General features: G+C 51.2%; 23 protein-coding genes and 1 CRISPR repeat array (1 of these 24 only partly in view). Of the genes, 11 read left to right on the top strand and 12 right to left on the bottom strand.

Features of this window, described 5'->3' with window-relative positions:
- The first annotated feature begins 73 nt into the window (after positions 1-73).
- The 9 genes from OGW44_RS23680 to mutS all read left to right on the top strand — a co-directional run bounded on the left by OGW44_RS23680 (position 74) and on the right by mutS (position 11,469).
- A complete protein-coding gene (locus OGW44_RS23680) occupies positions 74-739 on the top strand; it encodes a fimbrial biogenesis chaperone (protein WP_223952813.1) in 666 nt (221 codons plus the stop codon).
- A gap of 33 nt (positions 740-772) precedes the next feature.
- Complete coding sequence (locus OGW44_RS23675; RefSeq protein ID WP_103928523.1) at positions 773-3,277, top strand: fimbria/pilus outer membrane usher protein; 2,505 nt, start codon at positions 773-775, stop codon at positions 3,275-3,277.
- Between the two features lie 29 nt (positions 3,278-3,306).
- Entirely contained in the window at positions 3,307-4,485 is a 1,179-nt protein-coding gene (locus OGW44_RS23670; protein ID WP_185654474.1) for a fimbrial protein, read from the top strand.
- 68 nt (positions 4,486-4,553) lie between these two features.
- Positions 4,554-5,741 carry an HD-GYP domain-containing protein gene (locus OGW44_RS23665; RefSeq protein ID WP_047414275.1) on the top strand — a complete coding sequence of 396 codons (1,188 nt, stop codon included), beginning with the start codon at positions 4,554-4,556 and terminating at the stop codon, positions 5,739-5,741.
- Positions 5,742-5,810: 69 nt separating this feature from the next.
- The gene (locus OGW44_RS23660; protein WP_047414277.1) at positions 5,811-6,587 is read left to right on the top strand and encodes a winged helix-turn-helix domain-containing protein; all 777 of its coding nucleotides are present in this window, start codon (positions 5,811-5,813) and stop codon (positions 6,585-6,587) included.
- Positions 6,584-7,057 (top strand): FidL-like protein, encoded by a 474-nt coding sequence (locus OGW44_RS23655; protein ID WP_047414279.1) that lies wholly within the window; start codon positions 6,584-6,586, stop codon positions 7,055-7,057. The genes OGW44_RS23660 and OGW44_RS23655 overlap by 4 nt, the downstream gene beginning before the upstream one ends.
- A gap of 24 nt (positions 7,058-7,081) precedes the next feature.
- Entirely contained in the window at positions 7,082-7,756 is a 675-nt protein-coding gene (locus OGW44_RS23650; protein ID WP_047414281.1) for a Crp/Fnr family transcriptional regulator, read from the top strand.
- Between the two features lie 136 nt (positions 7,757-7,892).
- Positions 7,893-8,498 carry a hypothetical protein gene (locus OGW44_RS23645; protein WP_104651269.1) on the top strand — a complete coding sequence of 202 codons (606 nt, stop codon included), beginning with the start codon at positions 7,893-7,895 and terminating at the stop codon, positions 8,496-8,498.
- A gap of 409 nt (positions 8,499-8,907) precedes the next feature.
- Positions 8,908-11,469, top strand: a complete 2,562-nt coding sequence (mutS, locus tag OGW44_RS23640) for a DNA mismatch repair protein MutS (protein WP_047414286.1) — start codon at positions 8,908-8,910, stop codon at positions 11,467-11,469.
- A 79-nt stretch (positions 11,470-11,548) separates the two neighbouring features.
- Here the strand turns inward: mutS and rpoS are convergent, their stop codons facing one another.
- Positions 11,549-12,541, bottom strand: coding sequence for an RNA polymerase sigma factor RpoS (gene rpoS / locus OGW44_RS23635; protein WP_000081498.1), 993 nt, complete (start codon positions 12,539-12,541; stop codon positions 11,549-11,551).
- Positions 12,542-12,603: 62 nt separating this feature from the next.
- Positions 12,604-13,686, bottom strand: a complete 1,083-nt coding sequence (gene nlpD, locus OGW44_RS23630; RefSeq protein ID WP_230330220.1) for a murein hydrolase activator NlpD — start codon at positions 13,684-13,686, stop codon at positions 12,604-12,606.
- Here nlpD and OGW44_RS23625 point away from each other — a divergent pair.
- The gene (locus OGW44_RS23625; protein ID WP_225622947.1) at positions 13,589-13,816 is read left to right on the top strand and encodes a hypothetical protein; all 228 of its coding nucleotides are present in this window, start codon (positions 13,589-13,591) and stop codon (positions 13,814-13,816) included. The two genes, nlpD and OGW44_RS23625, sit on opposite strands and share 98 nt — an antisense overlap.
- A 32-nt stretch (positions 13,817-13,848) precedes the next feature.
- Here OGW44_RS23625 and OGW44_RS23620 read toward each other — a convergent pair whose 3' ends face one another.
- The 10 genes from OGW44_RS23620 to cysD all read right to left on the bottom strand — a co-directional run bounded on the left by OGW44_RS23620 (position 13,849) and on the right by cysD (position 21,313).
- Positions 13,849-14,475, bottom strand: coding sequence for a protein-L-isoaspartate(D-aspartate) O-methyltransferase (locus tag OGW44_RS23620; RefSeq protein ID WP_003034172.1), 627 nt, complete (start codon positions 14,473-14,475; stop codon positions 13,849-13,851).
- Positions 14,469-15,230 carry a 5'/3'-nucleotidase SurE gene (gene surE, locus OGW44_RS23615; RefSeq protein ID WP_016154207.1) on the bottom strand — a complete coding sequence of 254 codons (762 nt, stop codon included), beginning with the start codon at positions 15,228-15,230 and terminating at the stop codon, positions 14,469-14,471. The genes OGW44_RS23620 and surE overlap by 7 nt, the downstream gene beginning before the upstream one ends.
- Positions 15,211-16,260 carry a tRNA pseudouridine(13) synthase TruD gene (gene truD / locus OGW44_RS23610; protein ID WP_185654473.1) on the bottom strand — a complete coding sequence of 350 codons (1,050 nt, stop codon included), beginning with the start codon at positions 16,258-16,260 and terminating at the stop codon, positions 15,211-15,213. The genes surE and truD overlap by 20 nt, the downstream gene beginning before the upstream one ends.
- Positions 16,257-16,736, bottom strand: coding sequence for a 2-C-methyl-D-erythritol 2,4-cyclodiphosphate synthase (ispF, locus tag OGW44_RS23605; protein ID WP_016154209.1), 480 nt, complete (start codon positions 16,734-16,736; stop codon positions 16,257-16,259). Before ispF ends, truD begins: the two co-directional genes overlap by 4 nt.
- Positions 16,736-17,446, bottom strand: coding sequence for a 2-C-methyl-D-erythritol 4-phosphate cytidylyltransferase (gene ispD / locus OGW44_RS23600; protein ID WP_016154210.1), 711 nt, complete (start codon positions 17,444-17,446; stop codon positions 16,736-16,738). Before ispD ends, ispF begins: the two co-directional genes overlap by 1 nt.
- 18 nt (positions 17,447-17,464) lie before the next feature.
- Positions 17,465-17,776 carry a cell division protein FtsB gene (ftsB, locus tag OGW44_RS23595; protein WP_003034163.1) on the bottom strand — a complete coding sequence of 104 codons (312 nt, stop codon included), beginning with the start codon at positions 17,774-17,776 and terminating at the stop codon, positions 17,465-17,467.
- Between the two features lie 215 nt (positions 17,777-17,991).
- A complete protein-coding gene (locus OGW44_RS23590) occupies positions 17,992-18,315 on the bottom strand; it encodes a DUF3561 family protein (RefSeq protein WP_016154211.1) in 324 nt (107 codons plus the stop codon).
- A 47-nt stretch (positions 18,316-18,362) separates the two neighbouring features.
- Entirely contained in the window at positions 18,363-18,968 is a 606-nt protein-coding gene (gene cysC / locus OGW44_RS23585; RefSeq protein ID WP_019077557.1) for an adenylyl-sulfate kinase, read from the bottom strand.
- Entirely contained in the window at positions 18,968-20,395 is a 1,428-nt protein-coding gene (gene cysN / locus OGW44_RS23580) for a sulfate adenylyltransferase subunit CysN (RefSeq protein WP_016154213.1), read from the bottom strand. Before cysN ends, cysC begins: the two co-directional genes overlap by 1 nt.
- A gap of 9 nt (positions 20,396-20,404) precedes the next feature.
- Positions 20,405-21,313, bottom strand: coding sequence for a sulfate adenylyltransferase subunit CysD (cysD, locus tag OGW44_RS23575; RefSeq protein WP_003034152.1), 909 nt, complete (start codon positions 21,311-21,313; stop codon positions 20,405-20,407).
- A 254-nt stretch (positions 21,314-21,567) separates the two neighbouring features.
- On the opposite strand from cysD, the gene OGW44_RS23570 reads away from it, so the two are divergent.
- Entirely contained in the window at positions 21,568-22,614 is a 1,047-nt protein-coding gene (locus OGW44_RS23570; RefSeq protein ID WP_019077559.1) for an aminopeptidase, read from the top strand.
- Between the two features lie 34 nt (positions 22,615-22,648).
- Positions 22,649-22,709: direct repeats of the CRISPR family, unit length 29 nt (it continues 3,503 nt past the right edge of the window).

Genomic DNA, 22,709 nt, shown 5'->3' with positions numbered 1-22,709 from the left:
CGGGGTCTCCCCGGCTCTCCTCTACGACATTATGAAAACTCTGATATTTTTTCTTGCGGCTACGTTCATTTCCATGAATGCCAGCGCAAGCGTTGTGATCAACGAAACGCGTGTTATTTATCCGGCCAGCGCCAAATTTGTGTCGGTGCAACTGGTAAACGACAGCGAACAAACCCATCTGGTGCAGTCCTGGATTGACGAGGGCGATGCTTCCGCCGCGCCGGAGAAAGTCAAAGTGCCGTTTTCTCTGCTGCCTCCGGTCGTAAAAATGAGCGGACACGCCGGACAGGCTCTGAAAATCTCGGCGATGAACACCCATTCGCTGCCAAAAGACCGCGAAAGTGTGTTCTGGCTTAACGTTCTGGATGTCCCTCCCGTCCCTGAAGGGAGTGGAGATAGCTACCTACAAGTGGCCATTCGCAATCGTATAAAACTGTTCTATCGTCCGGATCAACTGAGCGATCTCGACAGCAGCGTGGCGGAGAAAATTACCGTTTCGACTTCTGGCGGTCACACTTGCCTGAAGAATAATTCGCCATATTACATGACCATCCCTCAGGTCGTGACCTGGCAGGGGGGCGAGCTAAAGCAAAGCCGAAAAGATAATTTACTGGCTGAGACTGCGTTTATACCGCCGTTTGGCTGCGCGCTGGTGTCCAGCAAAATTCAGTCCGGTGGGCAATATCGCCTTACCTGGCTTGATGATTATGGCGCAAAGAGATTCAGCACTATCCACTGATATCCCAGATAAATGACTCCAGGTTCAATTCTGATGAAAAACAGTTCTCTGTTTCGTATAAGTTTGCTAGTTCACTCTGTCAGCCTCGCGATATTTTCATACGGCGCGTTGGCGGAGGATTTTAATAGCAGCCTGCTGGTAGGTAATTCAGCAGATATGGACTGGAGTAATTCTCGGCTGGTTATGACGCCGGGGGCTTATGATTTGGATGTTTATGTGAATAACGTCTGGCGCGGGAAATTTAATATTTCCGTCGCTAATGACGATAAAGGTACTCTGCTTATTAATAAAGACGACGCATCTCTACTGGATATTCAGGGGCTGGATGATATTGTAAATAAAAGCACCGCTGAAAAGCTCGACGTTAATACCCTGCTACACGGAGGGAAAAGCGCCCTGATACCCGGCACACTGCGTCTGGATTTAGAAGTACCTCAGGCTTTCGTAAAAGAATATAGCCGTAACTGGGTGTCACCGCAAAAATGGGATCAGGGAATTAATGGCCTGTATACCAATTACAATTTCAACTATTACAATTTTCACGGCCTGCAGAATGGCTATAGTGACAGCGATAATCTGTATTTATCGCTGAACAGCGGACTAAACATGTATGGCTGGCATTTTCTCGATAGCTCATCGTGGATGCGCTACAGCGCAATGAACAAAGGTAGCTGGATAAATACCACGCGTTTTGTTGAAAAACCAATTGCGGCAATCGATTCGGTACTGCGCATTGGTCGAAGCTATACGACGTCTGATTATTTTGACACGGTCCGTTTTCGTGGGGTGACACTGAATAAAAGTCGTCAGATGTTACCGGACAGCGAAAACGTTTATATGCCAGTGATCGAAGGTGTTGCAACCAGTTCAGCGGTGGTCAGTATCTCCCAGGATGGTCATATCATCCACCAAATCAATGTCCCACCAGGCCCCTTTGCCATCCGCGATCTGATGCCTACCGGCTCACGCAGCGATTTATCCGTCGAGGTAAAAAACACCGGCGGCAACATTGAGCGCTTCATTGTGCCATTCTCCTCGATCCCGGATATGCAGCGCCCCGGCAGCAGCGACTATCAGATTAACGTCGGGGCGGTGGACATGCGCAACGTCGACGATAGCAGCCATTTTACCCAGGTGAGCTATTCACGTGGGGTGAATAACTACCTCACCGCGTCAGCGGGCGGGATCTGGAGCCAGAATTATCAGTCTCTGCTTCTGGGAGGAGCGGTTTCCATCCCCTACGCTGGGTCACTCTCGGCTTCCGTGGAGGAGTCGCAGTATCGTCTGCCTGGCGATAGCCGTCGCCACGGAGAAAAATACGCGCTGTCCTGGAGTAAATACTTCCCGACCCGCACCAATATTTCGCTGGCTTCGTATTATTACCGTACTCAGGATTACGCTTCTTTTAGCGATTATATCCTGACCAAATCCAATATTAAGGATTATGGCGGAACGGGCACCTCAACGATCAACAGCAAACAAGCCTTTAGCGCCAATATTAATCAGCCGCTGGGGGAACAATTTGGAAGACTGTCGCTTTCAGCCTACTGGCGCGATTACTGGCGCGGTCAGAAAAGTAGCCGTCAGTACAACCTGACCTGGAGCAATGCCAGTCACGGCGTCAACTACTCGGTTTCGCTGCGCCGCTCGGAGGTTACGCAGTCCTATTACGACTATGAAACCAATTATGAAGGCGACCTGGTGAGCGCGTTGCGTTCACGCGGTAAGACGGAAAACAACCTCTATTTTTCTGTCACGATACCGATGTCGATATTCGGCAGCGGCGGCAGCCTGTCTTCTCATGCCAGCGTGCAGAACGGCAAATATTCCTCTTCTGACGTCAGCATGAGCGGGAATATGCATGATGTTGACTACAGCCTGATGCTGAGCCACGACAGTGACAACGATTCGCGGGCAGCCGATCTCTACACCAGCTGGAAAAATGACTATACCAGCATGAACAGCGGCGCGACCCTGGCCCGTGAATATCGCCAGCTAAGCTTGGGTGCCAGCGGCAATCTGCTGGCATGGAAGGGTGGGCTGCTGGCGTCTCCTCATAACGGACGTAATTTTGTCATTATTGAAGCGCCAGGAGTGGTGAACGCGGTCGTTAACGGCGATACCTCCGCACACACCAACAGCAAAGGTATCGCCCTCATCACCAGCGCGACACCGTACCGACAGAATAATTTCCATCTGGAGCAGGATGGAACCCAAAAAAGCGACGTCGACCTTGAAGGTAATTTACTCAATGTGGCGCCGTACGAAGGCAGTATCAGCTGGCTGAAGTACAAAACTGACACGCGCAGACTCTTCACTTTTGATGTGCAAACCGCGGAAGGGGGTCAGTTGCCGTTTGGCGCGGTTGTCAGCGGTGCCGGGAATGAAGAAGTCGGCTATGTCGCACAGGGGAGTCAGATTTTTATTAAGTCAGAGACGCTTCCCGCCAGCCTGAAAGTGAATATCAGCAAAGGCAAAACTAAAAAATTCTGCACTATTTCCCAGCCTGCAGAGCATGCTGAAAATATTTGTCGCTAACTCAGTTTTCTCAGCTAACAGAATCAATCATGAAAAAATTATTTTATCTTATGGTTACGGCCATAATACTGACCGCACTCCCAATATTATCTGCACAAGCACAGTCGCAGGCTCAGTCTCGCGGTGTAACAGGCGATACCTGCCGTAATTCCGGCATACTTTTTACCAGCGTCGCAGAATCGGATAAGTCGCTAAATCTTTCATCGGCTTTCGTGAATTCAAACGTCGTTGAATATTCCTATACCACCAGTTGGTCGGGTAGTATGACCTGTACTTACGGGAATATTGGGATCGGTGGTCTGGCGCAAGACCACTTATATTATTTTACCGGTTTCAACGGTTCTCCTGTTTATTTGAATTTCAACAGTGCGGATGGTGAAAGTAGCTACTGGATAAAATTAACGGCCACCATTAGTGGCGATACCAAAGTGACTGTCAGCGGTATCGTGGGCATTCACTCTCTGTCATATCAGACACAATATACGCTGCGGGCGGAATTAATGTCGGCTCCGCCTGTGGGCATGGAAAGCTATACCAAAACCACAACCAGCGGCGCACTGTCGGTCATACCTGCGGTGATGAGCGGTACCGGAAGCGGCTCCAGCTCACCGTTCCTTTCCAGCAAAACATATGCTTATCGCGCCTGGTCCAATATGATGTCTGAAACCGCACGCAAAAGCTGGAATACCGATTATTTTATTGCTTATGAGAAGCTGACGATTCAGTTTGAGCCAAAAGAAACAACCTGCAATATGACGCGGGACATGAGCGTGAAATTACCCCCTGCTCCGTTTAGCGTCCTGAAAAAAAATGGAAAGGCAACTGGTGCCGATTTCACGATCCCGCTGAAGTGCGGCAACCTGGCCGGAATTAAAACATCTACCCGCAATGTTAAGGCCTGGTTATCCAGCAATGATTTAGTCAGTTCTGATACCAGCTACCAGATAATGGTCAACGATGAAACCACGGCGGGAGGGGTAGGTATTGCCATTCGTAGCCGGATGTTTATGGGTGACTATGATGAGGTGCAAATATCCAGTAGCAATAATATGGAACATGCTTCGCAAATATTAGATATCGCTAAAGATGATGATATAAGCAATACGCAATACATTTATCTTCATGCTTATTACAAAGTTTATAACGCATCAGCATTATCAACCGGTAGCGTGGTGGCGACTGCGCAGATAATGTTTGGCTACGATTAACCCCCCTATTTTACTGTGGCCCAGACGGGCTACAGTAAGTTTTTAATTTAATTCTCTTAAAGGATTTTATGAAAATATCTGTTCAAACCGTGCTTGATCTTTTGCACAGCATTATGCACCCGCTTTCTCCTGAACTGGTGCATCATTTGCAACGCACGGGTCTCATTTGCTGGTATCTCGGGAATCGAGCCGGTTTTGACAGTGCAGCCATCAATAACGCCTGGCTTGCGGGTATGTTGCACAATATCGGGGCGCTGAGCAAAGTGCACCCCTTCAGTGGCGCCCATGGTAAAGCCTTTATTGAAGAGCATGGACGACTTGGCGCCTCAATGATGTCCGGCGTACGTTTTTTACAGCCAGTGACCGCAATTCTTGAAACGCGCCACGCGGATGCCTTGGGTTACACGCAGAATACAATGCTAAATACCTGGCATCTGGTGCATCTGGCCGATGAGTTTGAGCTGTGGCTGCGCGGGATTGAAGGTGACTATGTGGCCCAACGGCATAATATTGTTTCCGGTTTTCTGGCCAGTAGCCCACTATGGCCATCGTGCCTGGTCGAGGCGCTACAGGATGCCAGCCATGAGGATGGTTTCTGGTTTCGCCTGAGTTCGCCCTCATTACAACAGGTGCTGCGCGTTATCAGCCCGCTCAATGATGTGGTGCTGGATCACCATGATTTTCTGGAGGTCTGCCTGCTGATTTCGAATATCGTCGATAAATACAGCAGCTTTACGCAGACTCACAGTACCAGCGTGGCTCACGTGGCGGCGAAGCTTGCGGAGCTGTACGGCTGCGATCGCTACACCCAGGATAAAATCCGCATCGCGGGGTACCTGCACGATATTGGCAAGCTGGGTATTCCACTGGAAATCCTCGAGAAGCAGGGAAAGCTGGAGCCGGACGAGTACGCGCAAATGAAGCGCCACAGCTATAAGACGCTGGAGATGCTACATCCCATTGAGGAGCTGGGTGAAATCGTACACTGGGCGGCAAGACATCATGAACGCCTCGACGGCAGCGGCTATCCTTTTCGCCTGGGTGCGGCTGCGCTGGATATCCCTTCGCGTATTATTGCTGTGGCTGATGTTTTCACCGCGATGACCGAGAACCGCCCCTATCGTCAGGGGATGTCCAGCGAAAAAGCATTGATTATTCTGGAGGAAGAGGCGTCAAATTTTCGTCTGGATCGGGACATTGTCGATCTGCTAAGCCATAATATTGCAGTGCTCAGACCTTTGGTTGCGATGTACTAAGCCAGGCATAACCCGAAATCGCAGCCGCGCAGAATGCATATTGTATAAATTTACCGAAAGAAAACGCGAATGAAATATTTGATAGCCAATAGAGTCATTTACGATAGCGAGAGCGGGGAACTTGTGGTCAAGGAACCCGGAAACGAGCAAAGTAAAAGGCTAACAAATACCGCTAACCGTATTCTTTCGTTACTGATTGCGTCGCCAGGCCGGGTACTTGAACGCGATTATCTTCTGGATAAAGTCTGGGAGGAAGCGGGCCATCCGGGTTCCAGTTCATCGCTGAGCCAGTACATTAGTATCCTCAGAAAAACATTAACATCCTTAATATTCATTGAGGAAATTATTGTAGCCGTACCCAAGGTGGGCTTTTACTTCTCACCAGAAATCGCCGTTGAACTGCAGAATGATGAAGAAATGGTGAGTACCACACCTCTTCCGGTATCCCTGCGTAAGGCGGCAACGAAGGATAAAAAAAACCTCTGGCTGATTGCGGCTATCGCGTTTTTGCTGCTGGCCAACCTTTGGATACTCAGCCAGAAACAGGGTTCACCGCGTTTTGCAGCCGAATACAGTATTGGTGAAATCGGGAACTGCAAATTTACTGCCTATGAAGATTTATCGGAGGAAGTTGACCCTCAGGTCATGAATATTATCCGTCAGCTACAGCCTGAACTTGAGCTAAAGTGCGCCCGGAAACCCGCGCAGATTATGGTTTATTTTCAACCCAGTGTTCTTTACGGTAGTCATGGTCGGTTTTTCTACTCTTATTGTCCAACAGATAAGGCAACAGCAAAAATTGTCTATTGTGAGAACCATTATGCTTTTAACTGGAAATTAAAATGAAGCTGATGACAACCTTAGTGCTGGCAGTGGTCGCGTTGATTTGTCTGTTAACATGGCAACTAAGCCTGCGATCGGGTGTTTATTTTGACAAACGCTGCTTTGCGAATATCACCTATGTTGACGCTTCGGATCACGCTCTCTTATTCAAAGGAAATATCACGTTTGAATTTAACAAGAACGAAACGGGCGTATTTAATCTTTCCGGCAACATTGACTATCAGGGGCGTCAATATCGATTGTCGCGTTATATAACATTTACCTATCATAACGTCAGTGGGAACCAGTATCGTATGAATACGACGACAAAAGATATCATGGCTCACGATAATGTGCCGGAAGACATTACCCTGCTGACAACAAAAATATTTGGGATGGAAGGGGAATACGTTATCTCCTTAGACAAAAAAGACAATAACTATATTACGATTGCAAATACCTTATCACCCTTAATGAACTGTGTGATTCAATAACAGGGATAGTGTTATACATTCACTATGAAAAGAAATAATTGTGTCAATTGTGAAGAGTGCGGTTTTGCAGAACTGTGCTCCGCCTATCTGTTCAGGCAGAAAGATCCATTGTTTATCCGCAATCTGGAGACAAAAAAGAAGATTGCCAGAGGTGAATATATTTATCGTCGGGGAGAGAAAATAGACGAGCTGTATGCCCTACGTAGCGGGGCCGCTAAGGTTTACGATGCGCGCGGGCAGCTGATGGGGATCGTTTTGCCAGGACAGGTGATGGGCGTGGAGGAGCTGCACATCGGGTACAGTCAGCAGGATATTCAAGCCGCAACGGAAATAGAAGTTTGCGTACTGAGAAGCGATCATTTCTACGAAATGAGCCAGCTGATGCCAGGGTTTACAGATTTTATTGTCAGGATCCTGTCACGTTCGGCGCAGGAAAAACAGCAATTTATTTCAGTATTGACCAAAAGTGATACCTTGCAGAAGGTTCAATATTTCCTGCAACTGTTGTCTCGCACTTATAAAGAGTATGGCTTTGAGCATCTCAACCTTGAGTTACCGATCAGTAAGAAAGAACTGGCCCAGGTTCTGGGCATTTCGATATCCACCTTGTCGCGTGCCCTGGATAGCCTGAAGGATCAGGGGATTATTTCCATGCTAAATAAAAAAGAGATAACGCTAATGGTGTCAGACAAAAAATAGCGTCTGAATGAGGATGTTCTTGTAATTTCTTAGTTTCATCTCAAAAAATCAGTAAATCATTTATTGTCCAGTGTATCCCTTTGAGGAAAGCACCGGACTCATTTTTCTTAAAAACAAAGAGTTAAGGTTTTTCCCAATGTCGTTTGTCGTATTCTCTGATGATATTTTTTTTACCCGGTCTGCGGGAGGGCTGATGCCAATAGATAGCCTGCGCGAAGAGAACTTATGTATTATTGATATTGAATCTTTCTTCAGCTTGCATGATATTAAACATCGTGTTTGCAATGAACTGACCGACGGCTATTCTATCATTTTTGTAAAAGGCCGTGGAATGTTATCAAAGGTGCTTTCATCACTGGAGGGTATCTCCAGAACCGCCTCTGTAACGGAGTTTATCCGGTATATTAATGAAGGCCGAAGATATACTGTCTATCATATACTCACCATAATTGATTCTTTGCGGGAGCTACGTAACCTTACCCATACCGAGATTTCCGTAGCCTGTGCGTTACGCCGACAAATAAATATTACTGCCACATCCCAACTTCTGCACTGCTCAACGAAAGCAGTGTATCAGCGGGTATCTGCCTTGGCTCAGAAAATGAACCTCAGATACGGTACTCAAATCCAGTATTTCTTGTACCGCGAATATACCATTGAGGAACTCCAGCAGATAAATTGCATGAAACATCGTCCTGATACCAGTGTATTCCAGAATAATGGATCGACCCCACATCTGTAAGCAGATTCGATCCTCACGACGAGGCCTGTCTAATGGCCTCCGGACTGAGGTATCGCCCCGGTTGTCGTACAGGTTGAATCACTACGGATTTAACAGACACCTCAGAGTCATTTATGGACTTATCTTTGTCGCCAGGCTTCATCATTTCTACCGCTTTAAACGAAAGTAGCTTTCCCTCTTGTTTTCCTGCCATAAAGACTCCGTTATCATGCACCTTATGCAGTCATGAACATCAAGGTAGGTTACTCTGTATATGCCCATATTTTACCCAGGTATAGGTTGGCAAGGCACACTTTAACCCACCTTTAAATGTAGGATTTCATGATATTCGATGAGACAACGTGAAACTTAACGATAACCAAAAAATCACTAACTCATTAAAAATTAAGAAAATGGACATCATAAACCAATGAGTACAATAGAAAACTTAGACTCCCACACCCCCATGATGCAGCAGTATCTCAAGCTGAAAGCTCAGCACCCGGAAATACTGCTGTTTTACCGCATGGGCGACTTTTACGAACTGTTTTATGACGATGCGAAACGCGCGTCTCAGTTGCTTGATATATCCCTGACCAAACGCGGCGCATCTGCAGGCGAGCCAATCCCGATGGCAGGCATTCCTCATCATGCGGTAGAAAACTACCTCGCCAAGCTGGTCAATCAGGGTGAGTCCGTTGCTATTTGTGAACAGATTGGCGATCCGGCGACCAGCAAAGGCCCGGTTGAGCGCAAAGTGGTACGTATTGTCACACCAGGCACCATCAGTGATGAAGCGTTGTTGCAGGAACGCCAGGACAACCTGCTGGCCGCCATCTGGCAAGACAGTAAAGGGTACGGCTACGCTACGCTGGATATCAGCTCCGGGCGTTTTCGTGTCAGTGAACCCGCTGACCGCGAAACCATGGCCGCGGAATTGCAGCGCACCAACCCCGCTGAATTGCTGTATGCCGAGGATTTTGCCGAAACCTCACTGATAGAAGGACGTCGCGGCCTGCGCCGTCGTCCGCTGTGGGAATTTGAAATTGATACCGCCCGTCAGCAGTTAAATCTGCAGTTCGGCACGCGGGATCTGATTGGCTTTGGCGTGGAAAACGCCCCACGCGGATTATGCGCTGCCGGCTGTCTGCTGCAATACGTAAAAGATACCCAACGCACCTCGCTGCCGCATATTCGTTCCATCACCATGGAGCGTCAGCAGGACAGCATCATTATGGACGCCGCCACACGCCGCAATCTGGAAATCACCCAGAACCTGGCGGGCGGGGTGGAAAACACGCTGGCTTCAGTACTCGACTGCACCGTGACACCGATGGGTAGCCGTATGCTCAAGCGCTGGCTGCATATGCCGGTCCGCGACACCAAAATCCTCATCGAGCGCCAACAGACCATCGGCGCGCTGCAGGATACCACCAGCGAATTACAACCCGTGCTGCGTCAGGTAGGCGATCTGGAACGTATTCTGGCGCGTCTGGCCCTGCGTACTGCGCGCCCGCGCGATCTGGCCCGTATGCGTCATGCCTTCCAGCAATTACCCGAACTGCGCGCACAACTGGAAAACGTAGACAGTGCCCCTGTGCAGATGCTGCGCGAGAAAATGGGTGAGTTTACTGAGCTGCGTGAACTGTTGGAACGTGCCGTCGTGGAAGCTCCGCCAGTGCTCGTACGTGACGGCGGCGTCATTGCCCCAGGCTACAATGAAGAGCTTGATGAGTGGCGAGCGCTGGCTGATGGCGCCACGGACTACCTCGACAGACTGGAAATCCGCGAACGCGAACGCACCGGTCTGGACACGCTGAAAGTAGGATTTAACGCCGTGCACGGCTACTACATTCAGATCAGCCGTGGGCAAAGTCATCTGGCGCCAATTAACTACGTACGCCGCCAGACATTGAAAAACGCCGAACGCTACATTATTCCGGAACTGAAAGAGTACGAAGACAAAGTTCTGACCTCAAAAGGCAAAGCGCTGGCGCTGGAAAAACAGCTGTATGACGAACTGTTCGACATGCTGCTGCCACACCTGGCTGATTTGCAACAGAGCGCCAGCGCGCTGGCGGAGTTGGACGTGCTGGTCAACCTCGCGGAGCGTGCTTATACCCTGAATTACACCTGTCCGATCTTCACCGATAAACCCGGTATTCGTATTACCGAGGGACGCCATCCGGTGGTTGAACAGGTGCTGACCGAGCCGTTTATCGCCAACCCGCTTAACCTCTCGCCTCAGCGACGGATGCTGATCATCACCGGCCCAAACATGGGGGGTAAAAGTACCTATATGCGCCAGACTGCGTTGATTGCGCTACTGGCCTATATCGGCAGCTACGTTCCGGCACAGAAAGTCGAGATCGGGCCTATCGATCGTATCTTTACCCGCGTGGGCGCGGCGGATGATCTGGCATCAGGTCGTTCCACCTTCATGGTAGAAATGACCGAAACCGCCAACATTCTGCATAACGCGACCGAGAACAGTCTGGTGCTGATGGATGAGATTGGACGCGGTACCTCCACCTACGACGGCCTGTCGCTGGCATGGGCATGCGCAGAAAATCTGGCAAATAAAATCAAAGCATTAACTTTATTTGCGACCCATTACTTCGAACTGACGCAGTTACCGGAGAAAATGGAGGGTGTCGCTAATGTGCATCTGGATGCGTTAGAGCACGGCGATACCATCGCCTTCATGCACAGCGTGCAGGATGGCGCGGCGAGCAAGAGCTATGGTCTGGCAGTCGCTGCCCTGGCTGGCGTACCGAAAGAGGTGATCAAACGCGCGCGGCAAAAACTGCGCGAACTGGAAAGCATCGCGCCAAATGTTGCCGCAACCCAGGTCGACGGTACGCAGATGTCACTGCTGTCAGTACCGGAAGAAACGTCACCCGCCGTTGATGCGCTGGAAAACCTCGACCCGGATTCGCTAACGCCTCGCCAGGCGCTTGAGTGGATCTACCGGTTGAAAAGTCTGGTGTAGTAAAAAGAGCCCGATAGCGTTAGCCCTAAAGAAAAAGGCCAGTCTCAATGAGACTGGCCTTTCTTGATAGAACTTGTGCTTACTCGCGGAAAAGCGCTTCGATATTCAGTCCCTGAGTCTGCAGAATTTCACGCAGACGACGCAGACCTTCAACCTGAATCTGGCGAACACGTTCACGAGTGAGACCAATTTCACGGCCCACATCTTCCAGTGTCGCAGCTTCGTACCCCAGCAGACCAAAACGACGTGCCAGCACTTCACGCTGTTTGGCGTTCAGTTCGAACAGCCATTTGACGATGCTCTGTTTCATATCATCGTCTTGCGTGGTGTCTTCCGGACCGTTTTCCTTTTCATCGGCCAGAATATCCAGCAACGCTTTTTCGGAATCGCCACCCAGCGGGGTGTCTACCGAGGTAATACGCTCGTTGAGTCGGAGCATACGGCTGACGTCATCAACCGGTTTATCCAGTTGTTCAGCAATCTCTTCTGCACTCGGTTCGTGGTCCAGTTTATGCGACAACTCACGCGCGGTACGCAGATAGACGTTCAGCTCTTTTACAATGTGAATCGGCAGTCGGATCGTACGGGTTTGGTTCATAATCGCCCGTTCGATCGTCTGGCGGATCCACCAGGTTGCGTATGTTGAGAAGCGGAACCCACGTTCCGGGTCAAACTTCTCGACGGCACGGATAAGCCCTAAATTGCCCTCTTCAATCAGGTCCAGCAATGCCAGACCACGATTGCCATAACGACGAGCAATTTTCACCACCAGACGCAGGTTACTTTCAATCATGCGACGGCGAGATGCGACATCTCCACGCAGTGCGCGACGCGCAAAATAAACTTCTTCTTCGGCTGTTAACAGTGGTGAATAACCAATCTCACCAAGGTAAAGCTGAGTCGCGTCCAACACACGCTGTGTGGCCCCCTGCGATAACAGCTCTTCTTCAGCCAGGTCGTTATCACTGGGTTCCTCTTCACTCAAGGCTTTTTCATCAAAAGCCTCTACTCCGTTCTCATCAAATTCCGCATCTTCATTTAAATCATGAACTTTCAGCGTATTCTGACTCATAAAGGTGGCTCCTACCCGTGATCCCTAACGGAACTAGCACGTGAAAGCCTGGTTCCGCCTAATTATCGCTGCGGTAAATAGCGCAGCGGGTTTACGGATTTCCCCTTGTAACGAATTTCAAAATGCAAGCGTGTTGAACTGGTTCCGGTGCTACCCATGGTAGCTATTTTCTGCCCCGCCTTGATTTCTTGTTGTTCCCGGACCAGCATTGTATCGTTATGGGCGTAGGCGCTCAGGTAATCATCGTTATGTTTGATGATAATAAGATTACCGTAACCACGCAGCGCATTACCGGCATAGACGACGCGTCCATCTGCGGTCGCGACAATAGCCTGTCCTTTGCTGCCTGCAATGTCGATCCCTTTATTGCCACCTTCGGTAGCCGCAAAGTTTTCGATCACTTTGCCGTCAGTCGGCCAGCGCCAGGTAGAGATTGGCGAGCTAGTCGACGTTGAGCTTGCAGTTGATTCGGTTGTGCTAACTGCTGGAGCCGTTACAGGCGCTGTGACCACAGTCCCAGCAGGCTTGTTGTTCGGCAACATTTTGTTAGCACTTTGTTCACCTGAATCCTCAGAATACGTAATTGTTGGTTTCGAAGCAACAGCAACGGTGGAATTTTGTGCAGGGTTGGTCACAACTCCTTGCTGTGCTGCATCCGCCTGGGTGATGGCATTGCCACCGGTAATCGGTGCACCAGACGCGTTGCCCACTTGCAGAGTTTGACCGACATTCAGGCCATACGGGGCCGGAACGTTATTGCGTTGTGCGAGGTCACGGAAATCGTTCCCGGTTATCCAGGCAATATAGAAAAGGGTATCGCCTTTCTTAACAGTATAGGTACTGCCGCCCGTGTAGCTACCTTTCGGAATATTCCCATACTTACGATTGTATACAATACGACCGTTTTCCATCTGCACAGGCTGTTGAGCAACAGGCTGGATTTGCGTTGGCTGTGTGGTTGGTTGCTGCACCGACTGGATCTGTGGCGTCTGCTGTACCGTCGACGTCGAGCCCATTTTAGGTGGAGGCGTAATCAGCATGCCAGAACTGGTGTTCGTTGATGCACTACCGTTAACCGAGCTGACCGGCGCTGGTGGATTCGAGGTGTTTGAACAACCTGCCAACCATAGTGAAACCAGTGACAATGCCGCAATGCGGCGAACGGTAAATTTGTGGCTTCCCGCGCTCATTTATCCCCCAGGAAAATTGGTTAAAACCAGTGACGTAATCACCGTGCAAGGCACCGTCACAATACGCTTACTCTTTCGAGAATAACCAGGAAAACTCCAGGTATTCAGCAGCGCTATCTACGCAAGCTCCCCTTTCACTAAGGGAACGAAACGTACGGCCTCCACGGTATCGATAATAAATTCGCCTCCCCGACGACGCACCCGCTTCAGAAACTGGTGCTCATCGCCCACGGGTAAGACGAGAATGCCGCCCTCATCCAGTTGCATCATCAATGCGGTGGGGATCTCGGGCGGCGCTGCCGTTACAATGATAGCGTCAAACGGAGCTCGCGCCTGCCAGCCTTGCCATCCATCACCATGACGGGTCGAAACATTATGTAAATCAAGCTGCTTCAGGCGGCGACGCGCCTGCCATTGCAAACCTTTAATGCGCTCAACGGAGCACACATGATGCACCAGGTGCGCCAGAATCGCCGTCTGGTAGCCAGAGCCAGTACCAATTTCCAGCACCCGAGACTGCGGCGTTAGCTCAAGCAGTTCGGTCATTCGCGCAACCATATAAGGCTGCGAAATCGTCTGCCCCTGACCAATCGGCAGGGCAATATTGTCCCAGGCCTTATGTTCAAACGCCTCATCAATGAATTTTTCACGCGGCACGGCGGCGAGCGCATCGAGGACAAGCTCATCTCTGATGCCCTGCGCACGTAATTGTTCAAGAAGAGTGTGTACGCGTCTGCTTACCATTGCGTGTCGACTCCCACGCTGTCTAACCAGTCAGAAACCACTTCATGCGCGCCGTATGCGGTTAAATCGACATGCAGCGGCGTGATAGAAACATAGCCTTCATCGACGGCTGCAAAATCCGTATCCGGCCCGGCGTCGCACTTTTCGCCCGGTGGCCCGATCCAGTACAGCGTATTACCGCGTGGGTCCTGCTGTGGAATAACCTGATCCGCCGGATGGCGACTGCCGCAGCGCGTGACGCGAATACCTTTAATCTGATCGAGCGGTAAATCCGGCACGTTGATATTCAAAATGCGACCGGTGCGCAGCGGTTCACGACTCAGCGCCCGTAAGATACGACAGGTTACTGCGGCAGCAGTATCGTAGTGTTTATGGCCATCAAGTGAGACAGCCAGCGCCGGGAACCCCAGATGACGACCTTCCATTGCCGCCGCAACGGTACCGGAATAGATAACATCATCACCCAGATTAGGACCCGCATTAATACCAGAAACGACAATGTCCGGACGCGGACGCATTAATGCGTTCACGCCCAGATAGACGCAGTCGGTGGGCGTACCCATTTGTACGGCGATATCGCCGTTATCATAGGTAAAGGTGCGAAGTGAGGATTCCAGCGTCAGCGAGTTAGACGCGCCACTGCGGTTACGATCCGGGGCAACCACCTGTACGTCAGCAAACTCACGCAGCGCTTTCGCCAGCGTTTGTATACCGGGTGCGTGGACCCCATCATCGTTACTCAGCAATATACGCATAATCACCCATTGTGTTAATAAGTTCCCTTACAACACTGGTGGCGAAGCTACCTGCCGGTAGCCAGAAGCGTAACTCGACGGTTACGTCATCCCACCAGTTCCAGCTTAATTGTTGTGGATACAGCAACATAGCGCGACGCGACGCGTCGACTTTCTCGCGCAATAACAGAGACTGCAGCGCGGTTTCATCAGCAACAGCGGCTTTTTCAAACGCCAGTGCGTCGCGCTGAGTTCCCCACTCACCGCTGCCCGGTAATGCCGCTGTGATCATCAATTCTTTCTCATCGACGCGACGCTGTAATTCAGTGTGTTCTTCATGTGTGGCGACAAACCAGCTTCCGCGTCCGGATAATTGTAGCGCATCGCCGTCAACAACTTGATTAAAGTCTGTTTTTTTCAAGCGTTCACTGACTATCTGATTAAACAACGCGCTACGGGCCGCCGACAACCAAAAACTGCGTTTATTGCGATCGCGCACCGGCGCATCGCTTTGTGCCCAGCGCAGCGCCCCTTGCAGGTTGCTGCCGCCGATACCAAAACGCTGAGCGCCAAAATAGTTAGGTACGCCGCGTTCGCTAATCGCCTGCAAACGCGCTTCAACGTCATTTCGCTCGCTCACTTCACGCAACACCAGCGTAAATTCGTTGCCTTTCAGCGCTCCTAAACGCAGCTTACGCTTGTGGCGCGCGTACTCCAGAACTTTACAGCCTTCGAGCTCAAATTTGCTTAGATCAGGCATTGCATTGCCCGGTACACGCGCGCACAGCCACTGTTCCGTGACCGCATGCTTATCTTTCTGCCCGGCAAAGCTCACTTCACGGGCGTGAATTTTCAGGAATTTCGCCAGCGCGTCAGCCACAAAACGGGTGTTACAACCGTTTTTCAGGATGCGCACCAAAACATGCTCGCCTTCGCCATCCGGTTCGAAGCCTAAATCTTCGACGACAACAAAATCTTCCGGATTCGCTTTCAGGACGCCATGGCCCAGAGGTTTGCCATGGAGATACGTCAGATCGTCAAACACTGTCATTTCGGTGCCTTAATGAGTAACGCCACCGCTTCACAGGCAATCCCTTCCCCACGCCCGGTAAAACCGAGTTTTTCCGTGGTGGTCGCTTTCACGTTAACATCATCCATATGGCAGCCGAGATCTTCGGCAATAAACACGCGCATTTGCGGAATGTGCGGCAGCATCTTCGGCGCCTGAGCAATAATCGTCACATCCACATTACCAAGCGTATAGCCTTTGGCCTGAATACGCCGCCAGGCTTCTCGCAATAATTCACGACTATCGGCACCTTTAAAGGTCGGGTCGGTGTCAGGGAAGAGTTTACCGATATCCCCCAGCGCAGCCGCGCCCAGCAGAGCATCGGTTAGCGCGTGTAACGCCACATCGCCATCAGAATGCGCCAGCAATCCTTTTTCATACGGGATGCGCACACCACCAATGATAATTGGGCCTTCTCCGCCAAAAGCGTGTACGTCGAAACCGTGTCCAATTCGCATTATGTCTTCTCCTGGTGGGTAGTCCGGGTCAGATAAAATTCGGCCAACGCCAAATCCTCTGGACGCGTTACTTTAATATTATCAGCCCGTCCTTCAACGAGCTGAGGATGTAAGCCGCAATATTCCAGCGCCGAGGCCTCATCCGTAATGGTTGCGCCTTCGTGGAGCGCACGGGTCAGGCAATCGTGCAACAGCTCGCGAGGGAAAAACTGCGGCGTCAACGCGTGCCATAAATCGGTGCGATCGACCGTATGGGCAATGTCTGTTCGGCCCGGCTCCGCGCGCTTCATCGTGTCGCGTACTGGTGCCGCCAGGATCCCGCCGGTGCGGCTGGTCTCACTGATTGCCAGCAAACGGGCTAAATCATCCTGGTGCAGACACGGACGCGCGGCGTCATGCACCAGTACCCAACTGGCCTCACCTGCGGCTTGCAAACCGGCAAGGACAGAATCGGCACGCTCGTTGCCGCCATCCACTACGGTAATTTGCGGATGCGCGGCGAGTGGAAGTTGGGCAAAGCGGCTGTCGCCTGGGCTGATAGCGATAACGACTCGCGTCACCCGGGGATGAGCCAGCAGCGCATCAACCGAGTGTTCAAGAATGGTTTTATTGCCAATAGAGAGGTACTGCTTAGGACACTCTGTTTGCATTCGGCGGCCAAACCCGGCAGCCGGCACCACGGCGCAAACGTCCAATAAAGTGGCTGCCATGTTAAATCCCTGGACGGTTTATCGATTGTTTTGCCCTGCAGTCTGAGCGCGTTTAGACGCGTCAGGCACCAGACGATAAAAGGTTTCGCCCGGCTTAGTCATACTGAGTTCGTTGCGCGCGCGCTCCTCAATAGCCTCTTGTCCGCCATTGAGATCGTCAATTTCGGCAAAGAGCTGATCGTTACGTGCTTTAAGTTTCGCGTTCGTAGCTTGCTGCGCAGCAACATCATCGTTGACGCGACTATAGTCATGTATGCCGTTCTTACCGAACCACAGCGAATACTGCAGCCAGACCAATAAAGCCAGCAACAGCAGCGTTAGTTTACCCATCCTGCCCCCTGAAAAACGGCATTAACATCCCATAACTTCCGCAGACAACTTTACATCAACGGTCGGGAATGCCGCGACAACGCGGGCAAATGTACCACATTTGCCCGTTGTTACGTATACCCCGTGTAAGGAGAACATAATCTCATTGTTGGTTACGGTTTGAATTATGACCAGAGAGTGAACAACATCAGCGATTGTTAAAAAAAGGCGTTTGCCTAACCCAACAACCACAGAAATAGCGCGCCAAACATCGCCCCAACCACCAGCAGGGTGCAGGTAATGCTCAACAACAACAGCCCCTTCAATAGGGAGTGCAGCGCAATACCCGCGACAATCGCCACGGGCAGCAATGCGAGGAAAAAGGGCCAGGTATAAATGAAGAAAAAGAGTGTGTTAGGGCCATAAATCAGAAACGGAATCCCCAGCGCCAACAGCCACGCGATAAAACCGACCACGGCACCCGGTAGTGACCAGGTGGTTTCATCGTCGGCGGCGAAGGTATCTGACTCTGTAATAGTAATGTTATGGCTGTTACGCATATCTAATCCTGTGACCGTGACTGACCGGGCATACAAGCTCGGGTGTCTCAGGATCTGATAATATCTTCCTGCCTCAGCAGGTCTAATAATTGGGGTACCAAATTTGTTACCAATTGTTCACCATCAAGGTGAATCTCTGGCGATTCAGGCGCTTCGTATACGGAATCAATTCCGGTGAAATTGCGCAACTCACCCGCCCGCGCTTTTTTATACAGCCCTTTTGGATCGCGTAATTCGCACGTTGCCAGCGGTGTATCCACAAAAACCTCAATAAAACGCCCTTCGCCAACGCGTTCACGGACCATTTTGCGTTCGGCGCGATGTGGAGAGATAAAGGCGGTCAACACCACAAGACCCGCATCCACCATCAGGTTAGCCACCTCGCCAACCCGACGAATATTCTCCTTACGATCGGCATCGCTAAACCCAAGATCGCTGCACAGGCCGTGGCGCACGTTATCGCCATCCAACAAATAGGTACTCACTCCCAGCTTGTGCAACGCCTCTTCCAGCGCCCCTGCTACCGTAGATTTACCGGAACCAGACAGCCCGGTAAACCACAGCACAACACCACGATGACCGTGGCGTTGTTCCCGCTGTTGCGGTGTAACAGGATGGGCATGCCAGACGACGTTTTCGTCATGCAGCGCCATTATTTTCCTCCCAGCAGATCGCGCGCGCCCCAGTGCGGGAAATGGCGACGCACCAACGCATTAAGCTCCAGCTCAAACGCGCTGAACTGAGAAGCCGCGGTGTGCTCCTGGACGATTGGCTCACGTACCAGCCCCGCGCCAACGGTAACGTTGGTCAGGCGGTCAATGATAATCAGCCCGCCCGTAACCGGATTCTGCTGATAGGTATCCAGCACCAGCGGCTCATCAAAAGTCAGATTAACCAGACCGATGCCGTTTAGCGGCAACGCTTCAACATCACGTTGGGTCAGGTTATTAATATCAATCTGGTACTGCACGTTATCAACGCGTGCGCGGGTCTTCTTACCGGCGACTTTGATGTCGTAGCTCTGCCCAGGCGACAACGGTTGTTCCGCCATCCACACCACATCAACGGCAGCGCTTTGTACCGCAGGTAACGCTTCACCGGCATCAAGTAGCAGGTCGCCACGGCTGATATCGATCTCATCTTTCAATACCAGGGTGATCGCTTCACCCGCATGCGCTTCCTGTAAATCGCCATCAAAGGTTACGATCCGCGCCACGCTCGACTCAACGCCGGATGGCAGCACTTTGACGCGTTGCCCTACCTTCACACTACCGGAGGCCAGCGTCCCGGCATAACCACGAAAATCCAGATTCGGTCGGTTCACATACTGCACCGGGAAGCGCATCGGCTGAGTATCAACTATGCGTTGGATCTCAACGGTTTCCAGTACTTCCAGTAGCGTCGGACCGCTGTACCACGACATGCTGGCGCTTTGTGAAGCCACGTTGTCGCCTTCCAGCGCAGAGAGCGGCACAAACCGGATATCCAGGTTGCCCGGCAACTGTTCAGCAAAAGTAAGATAGTCTTCGCGAATGCGGTTAAATGTCTCTTCGCTAAAGTTCACCAGATCCATTTTGTTGATCGCCACCACCAGGTGTTTGATCCCAAGTAGCGTGGAGATAAAGCTGTGACGACGGGTCTGATCCAGCACGCCTTTACGCGCATCGATCAGCAGGATCGCCAGGTCGCAGGTCGACGCACCGGTCGCCATGTTGCGAGTGTACTGCTCATGGCCGGGAGTATCCGCAATAATAAATTTACGCTTCTCGGTAGAGAAATAACGGTAAGCCACGTCGATGGTGATGCCCTGCTCGCGCTCGGCTTGCAAGCCGTCAACCAATAACGCCAAATCGAGCTTTTCGCCCTGAGTACCGTGACGTTTACTGTCGTTGTGCAGCGATGAAAGCTGGTCTTCATAAATCTGACGCGTGTCGTGCAGCAGGCGACCAATCAGGGTGCTTTTCCCGTCATCCACGCTACCGCAGGTTAAAAAACGCAGCAGGCTTTTGTGTTGCTGGGCGACCATCCAGGCTTCAACGCCGCCTTCATTAGCAATTTGTTGTGCAAGTGTCGTGTTCATGGCGGCTCCTTAGAAATACCCCTGACGTTTCTTCAGCTCCATGGAGCCCGCCTGGTCGCGGTCAATCACGCGGCCCTGACGTTCACTGGTGGTTGAGACCAGCATCTCTTCGATGATTTCCGGCAGCGTCTGCGCATTCGACTCCACCGCGCCTGTTAACGGCCAGCAGCCGAGCGTACGGAAACGCACCATGCGTTTTTTAATCACTTCACCCGGTTGCAGATCGATTCTGTCGTCATCAATCATCATCAGCATGCCGTCGCGTTCCAGCACCGGACGCTCCGCCGCCAGGTACAGCGGCACGATGTCGATATTTTCCAGCCAGATGTACTGCCAGATATCCTGTTCAGTCCAGTTGGAGAGCGGGAATACGCGAATGCTTTCGCCTTTGTTAATCTGTCCGTTGTAGTTATGCCACAGTTCCGGACGCTGATTTTTAGGGTCCCAGCGATGAAAACGATCGCGGAAAGAATAAATGCGCTCCTTGGCACGCGATTTCTCTTCGTCACGACGAGCGCCACCGAACGCGGCGTCGAAACCGTATTTGTTCAACGCCTGCTTCAACCCTTCGGTTTTCATAATATCGGTATGCTTGGCGCTACCGTGAACAAACGGGTTGATGCCCATCGCCACCCCTTCCGGGTTTTTATGCACCAGCAGTTCACAACCGTAGGCTTTCGCCGTGCGGTCACGAAACTCGTACATCTCGCTGAATTTCCAGCCGGTATCAACGTGCAGCAGAGGGAACGGCAACGTGCCAGGATAAAACGCTTTACGCGCCAGATGCAGCATTACGCTGGAATCTTTGCCGATGGAATACATCATCACCGGATTCGAAAACTCGGCGGCCACCTCACGAATAATATGGATGCTTTCCGCTTCCAGTTGCCGCAGGTGGGTAAGTCGTTTTTGATCCATAACCGTTCCTATGTAATGCCGTTATTTTGCTAACGATGCTCAGATAACCTGACTATAGGGAGGGCAAGAGGGCGAATGAAATTACGAATTGGAATGAGTAGTTCCTCAAAGGAATAACGATCCGGAAAAGCAAATATCAAAAAGTGCTTAAGCTACCGAATTTCGGGCATTTAGGAGCAAATGAAATTGTTTTACCTCGATCACGGTTTCATACTAGCGGCTAAAAATTTCTGCTTGGTATTTAAGGACTCATTATGTTTTCCGCAACGCGCCCCCTTCTTGCAATCCTGGCGCTCGGCGCGTGCTTTATCCTTCCCGCACAGGCAACATCTTCCAAACCTGGAGATATCGCAAATACCCAGGCTCGATATATCGCAACGTTTTTCCCAGGCCGCGTAACGGGCTCTCCGGCAGAAATGTTGTCTGCTGATTATATCCGTCAGCAATTTCAGCAGATGGGCTACAGCAGTGATATTCGAACGTTTAATAGCCGTTATGTTTATACCGCCAAAAATAACCGTAAAAACTGGCATAACGTCACGGGAAGTACCGTTATTGCCGCACATGAGGGTAAAGCGCCACAGCAGATTATTATCATGGCGCACCTCGACACCTACGCCGCGCAGAGCGACGCCGATTCCGATGCCAATCTGGGTGGATTGACCCTGCAAGGTATTGATGACAACGCCGCAGGACTTGGCGTGATGCTGGAACTGGCGGAAAAACTCAAAGACGTGCCGACGCAGTACGGCATTCGATTTATCGCCACCAGCGGCGAGGAAGAAGGCAAACTGGGCGCGGAGAACATCCTGAAGCGAATGAGCGCCGCCGAGAAGAAAAATACGCTGCTGGTTATCAACCTCGATAACCTGATCGTCGGCGATAAGCTCTATTTCAATAGCGGTAAGAAAACCCCGGAAGCGGTGCGAAAATTGACGCGTGACCGGGCGCTGGCCATCGCGCACAGCCGCGGTATCGTAGCCAGCACCAATCCGGGACTGAACAAAAACTATCCGAAAGGTACTGGATGTTGTAACGATGCAGAGGTCTTCGACGATGCGGGCATTGCCGTGCTCTCCGTTGAAGCAACCAACTGGAGTCTGGGCAAGAAAGATGGCTATCAACAGCGCGCCAAAAGCGCCTCGTTCCCGGCAGGCAACAGCTGGCACGATGTGCGACTGGATAACCAGCAGCATATCGATAAAGCCTTACCGGGCAGGATAGAGCACCGTAGCCGCGACGTGGTACGCATTATGCTCCCGCTGGTGAAAGAACTGGCAAAGGCGGGTAAATCCTCGTAACCCATCCAGCTCCATAATATTTCTGCTTTCAAAGTGGATTATCCCCGCTGGCGCGGGGAACACTCGATACTGTCCATAATGATGACCGGGTAATG

It is taken from the genome of Citrobacter sp. Cb023, assembly GCF_030336805.1.
GTDB lineage: Bacteria > Pseudomonadota > Gammaproteobacteria > Enterobacterales > Enterobacteriaceae > Citrobacter > Citrobacter braakii.
This window is presented reverse-complemented; position numbering and strand designations above follow the sequence as displayed.